Origin of the sequence: Planosporangium spinosum, from assembly GCF_049999945.1 — a bacterium.
Classification (GTDB): Bacteria; Actinomycetota; Actinomycetes; order Mycobacteriales; family Micromonosporaceae; genus Planosporangium; species Planosporangium spinosum.
Genome location: NZ_JBLYUB010000059.1, coordinates 1 through 6,178, shown reverse-complemented (window position 1 = coordinate 6,178; position 6,178 = coordinate 1). Strand labels below are relative to the sequence as shown.

The window sequence follows — 6,178 nt, the reverse complement described above, 5'->3', positions numbered from 1 at the left end:
AACCACCGCCGGCGCCACTCCGCGCTCGGCTACCTCAGTCCCGCCGACTACGAACAACGTCTCGGATCCACTACCGTCCAGCAGATCGCGGCATAACCCGGTGTCCACATCCCGGGGGGAACTTCAGAACGGTGTTTCCGGCGGTCCTGTCAGTACGTTTCGGCGGCCTGCTGCTCCGCCGACGGCTCGGGCTTGTTCTTCCTCGCGGTCACATCGTCCAGTGTCGCTGTCATCACGGCACCTTCCTCGCCGGGCACCACGCCCCGCGGGTCAGGCCGGAAACACCGTTAGATCCACAGTCCCGAACGCGCCCGAACACGTGCCTGCGCGTCGAGGTCGGGTTCGGTCAGGGCGAGCAGGTCGGAGCGTGCGTCACGGGTGGGTGACCGTCTTCGGCTGCACGGCCTGGCCGCGCGGTGTGCTGGGTACTGGCGTAGGTACACGCCGGGGGTCAGCCGGGTGGGAAGGTGTCGACGCCGAGGACGTTCAGGAGGGCCAGTTTTTCGTGGCTGTCGGTGCCGGGCGTGGCGGTGAAGACGAGTAGGGACTGCGACTGGTCGGGGTCGTGGAGGTGCTGGCAGAACAGGTCGAGGTGTCCGACCTCGGGGTGGACGAATCGTTTGGTGTCGCTCCAGCGCAGTCCGACTTCCTGTCGCTGCCACAGCGTGGTGAATTCGGTGCTCTCACGGAGCAGGCTCGCGACGAGGTGGGCGGCTTGGGACCGGGGTCCTTCCCGGATGGCTGCCGTTCGCAGGAGTGCGACGTTGACCCGGCTGTTGTAGTCGTGGTCGTCGGGGTGGTAGCGGTCGCGGGCGGTCGGATCGGTGAACCAGCGGTAGGGGGCGCTGCGGGCCGGGCCGGTGTGGTGGGTTTGCTCGCCGAGCAGGGCGATGGCGGGGGGCGTCTGCAGCAACGCCTCGCCGAGGGAGCCCATCACCTGTGCCGGGGTGTCCTGCAGCCGGTCCAGGACCCGCATCAGTCCCGGGCTGACGTGCTCGCCGCGCAGTCGCTGGCGCGTAGCGCGGTAGCCGCACAGCAGGAACAGGTGGTCACGTTCGTCGGGGGTAAGGCGCAGCCCGCGGGCGATGGCGGCGACCATCGGCTGCGACGGCTGTGGTCCGTGGCCGCGTTCCAGGCGGGCGAGGTAATCGGCGGACATGCCACACAGGTCGGCCACCTCTTCGCGGCGTAGCCCGCGGGTGCGTCGGCGCGGCCCGCGCCGTAGCCCGACGTCTTCCGGTTGCAGCGCCTCGCGCCGGGCGCGCAGAAAGGCGCCCAGGGCTGCGCGGTCCACCGTTTGCGTCATGGGTCTCCTCGGAGTCGTTCACCCGGCCGGTGCGACCGCGGCGGGCCGGCGGCCCGCCACGGTGTGCCGCCCCGCGGCGGTCGGGCGGCCGGAACGCCTCCATCGTCGCAGTCGCCGGCGGGCTCAACCACTGACTGCCGGTCAGTGGTTGCGCGAGCCCTTCATCCCGACTGCTCGGTGGCGTCCACTGGTTGAGGCGAGTAGCGCAATGGCGCCGTACGCGAACCAGCGTGCGCAACCGATAGGAACGAGGAGGCCGCATGGCCAAGTGGACAGCAGCCGACCTGCCGGACATGACCGGCCGGACGGTAGTCATCACCGGGGCGGGCAGTGGCATCGGCTTGATCGCCGCCCGCGAATTCGGGCGCGTCGGTGCCCGGGTGGTGCTCGGCGTACGCGACACCGAGAAGGGTCGCCGCGCCATCGCCGGTATGCGCGGTGCGTTCGAAATACGGCGCCTGGACGTGGCCGACCTCAGCTCGGTGCGCCGGTTCGTGCAGGCGTGGGACGGGCCGTTGGATGTACTGATCAACAACGCCGGGGTCATGGACATCCCGGCGGCGCGGACCGCTGACGGATTTGACGTGCAGACCGCGACGAACTACACCGGCCCGTTCGTGCTGACCAATCTGCTGCTGCCACACCTGACCGACCGGGTCGTCAGCGTGACCAGCGGCCTGCACCGCCAGTCCAAGCTGAACGTCGACGACGTCGACTGGCGGGCGCGCAAATACCACCGGATGAACGCCTACCGCGACTCCAAGCTCGCGCTCGTGCTGTTCTCCCTGGAACTACAGCGACGGCTGGACGCGTCGGGCGCCCCGGTGCGGTCGGTGCTCGCCCATCCCGGCATCGCGACGACGACCCTGGCGGCGCACTCGCGGGCCAACGTCATCAACCGCTTCGCGTTCCTGATCAACGACCCCGAACACGGGGCCCTGCCCCTGCTGTACGCGGCAACACAGAACGTGCCGGGCAACGCGTACGTCGGCCCGGACGGCCTCGGCGCCATCAAGGGGCACCCCGCCGTTGGGAAGCCGGCCAGGATCGGCCTCGACGCGGCCAAGGCGAGGCAACTCTGGCAAGCGACCGTCGCATTGACCGGAGTCGGCCGATGAGCTACCTGGAAGCAGAAGACCGCGCCGACATCTTCGTCCCGCACGCGTTCGCCGAACAGACCGTCGACCTCGGCGAGATCCGTATGAACTACGCCGTGGCCGGCGCGCCGTCGCGCCCTGCGCTGCTGCTCATCCCCGCACAGACCGAATCGTGGTGGGGCTACGAGGCCGCGATGCGGCTGCTCGCCGACCGGTACCAGGTCTACGCCGTCGACCTGCGCGGTCAGGGCCGCTCCACGTGGACACCCGGCCGCTACAGCCTCGACCTCATCGGCGGCGACCTGGTCCGGTTCATCGACCGCGTCGTCGCCTGTCCGGTCGTGGTCGGCGGACTGTCCTCCGGCGGCGTCGTCGCCGCATGGCTGTCTGCCTTCGCCGCACCCGGTCAGATACGCGCCGCGGTCTACGAAGACGCTCCGCTCTTCGCCTCCGAGACCAACCCCGCCGTTGGACAGTCGATCCGGCAAGGCATGGGGCCGATGTTCCGACTCTGGCACAAGTGGCTGGGACCACAGTGGTCGATCGGCGACTTCACCGGCATGCAGGCCGCGGTGGCCCGCGAAGTCCCCGGGTGGATGCTCGCCGCACTGCGCCAGATGGCTCCTGCCGGCACCGGCGAGGCGCCGACCGCCATCCCCGCCGACCCGCCGCAGGACCTCCGCGAGTACGACCCGGAATGGGGCGACGCCTTTGCGTCCGGACGGGCGACGCTCACCTGCGACCACGAGAACATGCTGCGTCAGGTCAAGGTCCCGATCCTGTTCACCCACCACTTCCACCACATCGACCCGCAGACCGGCAACCTCGTGGGGGCCATCTCCCCGCAGCAGGTCGAACGGGCCCGCTACCTGGTCGAAAGCACCGGCAACACGTTCACCTACCGGTCCTTTCCCACCATGCCGCACTCGATGCACAGCCACGACCCGGCCGCCTACGTCGCGACCGTCACCGACTGGCTGACCACCCTGCCGACCATCCAATGAACGCCACCAACGGAAGTAGACCGATGAAGCTCACCGGAAACACAGTCCTCATCGCCGGCGCGACCTCCGGCATCGGCCTCGGTCTCGCACTGCGATTGCATACCGCGCGCAACCGGGTTATCGTCGCCGGGCGCCGGGCCGACAGGTTGGCGCAGATCGTCGCGGCGAACCCGGGTGTCGAATCCGTCGCCCTCGACATCACCGACCCGACCGCGATCCGGGACGTGACCGCGCAGGTACTGCAGCGTTTTCCCGACCTCAACGTCCTGGTCACGATGGCCGGGATCATGCTGCCGGAAGATCTTCACAACGACGGGTTCCTGCCCATGGCGGAGGCCACCGTCGCGACCAACCTGCTCGGCCCCATCCGCCTCGTGGGCGCACTGACCGCCCACCTCGCCGCCCAACCCCAGGCGACCATCATGACCGTGTCCTCGGGGCTGGCCTTCGTTCCCTTGCCCATCACACCGACCTACAACGCCACCAAGGCCGCCATCCACTCCTTCACCGAAAGCCTGCGCGTTCAACTGGCCGATACCAGCATCGAGGTCCTGGAGCTGGTGCCCCCGGCAGTGCGTACCATGCTGATGGGCCAGCAGAACGCAGACAACGCCATGCCCTTGGAGGCATTCCTCAACGAGGTCATGGACATCCTCGCCGACACCGGGCACCCCCAGGAGATCCTCGTCAAGACGGTCGAACCCCTCCGGTTCGCCGAGGCCCGAGGACGATACGCCGAAACGCTGCGCATGCTGTCCCACCACTGACGGCTTCTCGCCGGATAGTCCCTTCCCCCACGCGACCGATGCCTCAATTTGGCAGATCCGTATGCGTTCCCCGGTCCTGCGATGCGGACGCGCCCTACGCGGCCCCATGGCCGCGGCGTCGCGGTCGGTGACCGGCAGCAGGCGCAGCGCGCGGTCGGTGACCGGCAGCAGGCGCAGCGCGCGGTCGGTGACCGGCATCAGGCGCAGCGCGCGGTCGCTGAGCAGCTCGGTATGCATGCCGCCGAGGCCGAGCGTGACCAGCGAGCCGAACAGCGGATCGTGTACGACCCCGGCCACCAGCTCGAGGCCCGGCCCGGCCATCGGTTGCACAATGACTGCGGGCCGGTCCGCGCCGGTCGCGGCGCCGATTGCGGCGTACGGGCGGCGCACCGCGGCGGCGTCGTGCACCCGAGCCGCACGGCGCCGATGTCGCTCTTGTGCACGATGCCAGGCGCGGCGGCCTTGACGGCAACCGGGAAGCCGATCATCTCGGCTTCGGCGACGGCCTCGTCAACATCGGCGGCGAGATGAGTGTCCACGACCGGCACGCCGTAGCAGCCCGGTAGCGGCCGGGCGACGTCGGCCGGCTGCCAGCCGCCGCCGCATGCTAGGGCGCGCTCCGCGAGGCCACGGGCGGTGCCGCGGCCCACCCCGGGCAGGGCGGGCCGGTTCCCGACCGGCTCCCGCCGCCACGCCGCGTACTGGGCGGCACGGCCCAGCGCCAGCACCGCCGGTTCCGGCAGGGCAAACACTGGCGCGCGCCGGGCGCCCACGCTGCGCGGCGCGTCCGCCGCGCCGACCACGACGACGGCGACCGGCAGGTACGGGAATTCGTCAAGCACCGAGCCGAGTGCGGCCAGCATCGCGATGCAGTCGTTGGACCGCGTGGCGACGAACGTGACGACGAGCAGGTCGGCTTCGCCCGACCCGCCGACCGGCTGCGGCTTGCGAGACCGGCCGGCCCGTCGTGTAAATGGCGAGCGGAGGCTGGGTCAATTGCGGGAGCGTCCACAGGCGGCGATGGCTTCAGCGGGATCTGCCTCGGCCGTCACCGGTGAGGGTGTGTTCTTGGGGCCGAGGGCGGCGATGTATACGAACAGGACGCACATGATGGCGGTACCTGCCCACATGGCCTGCTGCCAGCCGTCGACGAAGGACTGCTGGGCTGCGTGGAGCAGGCCCTGTGCGTGAGGTCCGGTGTTGGTCGCGACCTCGACGGCGTTGGCGACGCCTTCGCGGGCGGTGTCCGCAGCGCGTTGGGGGATGCCGTGCAGTCTGTCGTCGATGGCGCTGCGGTAGCCAGCGGAGACGAGTGCGCCGAGCAGGGCAACGCCGAGCGCGGTGCCGAACTCGCGGGTGACGTCGTTGAGCGCGGAGGCGACGCCCTGGTTCTGGTGCGGCAGGCTGGCGGTGATGGCTTCGGTGGAGGGGGTCATCGACAGGCCCATGCCGATGCCCATGGCGAGTAGGCCGGGCAGTACGGAGGGGTAGCCGCCGCTGGCGGAGACGAACAGGGCCATGAGCGCCATGCCGACGCCGGCCAAGGCAATGCCCACGACCATGGTGGCGCGGGCGCCGGTACGTGAGGTGAGCTTGGGGGCCACGCCGGAGGCCATCATCATCGCGACGGCCATGGGCATCATCGCGACCGTGGAAAGCAGGCCCGACCAGCCGAGTACGGCCTGGAAGAACGGGAAGAGGACCACGCCGATTCCCGCCTGGACGCCGAAGACGACCAGAAGCGTGATCGAGCCTGCGGCGAGAGTGCGCTCGCGGAACAGCCGTACGTCCAGCAGGCCGGTGTCACGGCGGCGCAGCTCCCAGGTGATAAAGCAGATGCCGGCGATGAGGCCGACCGTGAGGCTGATCAGTGTCTGGGGGGGTGTCCCTATGGGTTTGGTCAAGCGGCGACGGGGCGGGGCTGGTAGGTGGTCTTGTCGCGGAGCATGGCGTGTAGGACGTCGATGCGGCGTCGGGCCAGGCAGATGAGGGCGGCGTTGTGTT

Annotated in this window: 5 protein-coding genes and 1 pseudogene; 3 read left to right on the top strand and 3 right to left on the bottom strand. The window is 69.8% G+C overall.

What is annotated here, in order from left to right:
* Positions 1–451: 451 nt before the first annotated feature.
* Positions 452–1,306, bottom strand: a complete 855-nt coding sequence (locus ACNTMW_RS34070; protein ID WP_426638190.1) for a helix-turn-helix transcriptional regulator — start codon at positions 1,304–1,306, stop codon at positions 452–454.
* Between the two features lie 260 nt (positions 1,307–1,566).
* On the opposite strand from ACNTMW_RS34070, the gene ACNTMW_RS34065 reads away from it, so the two are divergent.
* Genes ACNTMW_RS34065 through ACNTMW_RS34055 form a run of 3 tightly spaced genes read left to right on the top strand, consistent with a single transcriptional unit; the run spans position 1,567 to position 4,174 of the window.
* The gene (locus ACNTMW_RS34065) at positions 1,567–2,424 is read left to right on the top strand and encodes an SDR family NAD(P)-dependent oxidoreductase (protein ID WP_426638189.1); all 858 of its coding nucleotides are present in this window, start codon (positions 1,567–1,569) and stop codon (positions 2,422–2,424) included.
* The gene (locus ACNTMW_RS34060; RefSeq protein WP_426638188.1) at positions 2,421–3,407 is read left to right on the top strand and encodes an alpha/beta hydrolase; all 987 of its coding nucleotides are present in this window, start codon (positions 2,421–2,423) and stop codon (positions 3,405–3,407) included. The genes ACNTMW_RS34065 and ACNTMW_RS34060 overlap by 4 nt, the downstream gene beginning before the upstream one ends.
* Entirely contained in the window at positions 3,404–4,174 is a 771-nt protein-coding gene (locus ACNTMW_RS34055; protein ID WP_426638187.1) for an SDR family oxidoreductase, read from the top strand. The genes ACNTMW_RS34060 and ACNTMW_RS34055 overlap by 4 nt, the downstream gene beginning before the upstream one ends.
* Positions 4,175–4,390: 216 nt before the next feature.
* Here ACNTMW_RS34055 and ACNTMW_RS34050 read toward each other — a convergent pair.
* Together ACNTMW_RS34050 and ACNTMW_RS34045 are read right to left on the bottom strand one after the other, a co-directional pair.
* Positions 4,391–5,037: pseudogene (locus ACNTMW_RS34050) on the bottom strand (acetate--CoA ligase family protein); the annotation flags it as partial.
* A 129-nt stretch (positions 5,038–5,166) separates the two neighbouring features.
* A complete protein-coding gene (locus tag ACNTMW_RS34045) occupies positions 5,167–6,078 on the bottom strand; it encodes an MFS transporter (protein ID WP_426638186.1) in 912 nt (303 codons plus the stop codon).
* Between the last annotated feature and the right edge of the window lie 100 nt (positions 6,079–6,178).

Coding starts and splice junctions, on each gene's coding strand:
- ACNTMW_RS34070 (WP_426638190.1), bottom strand. CDS start 1,306: ATGACGCAAACGGTGGACCGCGCAGCCCTGGGCGCCTTTCTGCGCGCC.
- ACNTMW_RS34065 (WP_426638189.1), top strand. CDS start 1,567: ATGGCCAAGTGGACAGCAGCCGACCTGCCGGACATGACCGGCCGGACG.
- ACNTMW_RS34060 (WP_426638188.1), top strand. CDS start 2,421: ATGAGCTACCTGGAAGCAGAAGACCGCGCCGACATCTTCGTCCCGCAC.
- ACNTMW_RS34055 (WP_426638187.1), top strand. CDS start 3,404: ATGAACGCCACCAACGGAAGTAGACCGATGAAGCTCACCGGAAACACA.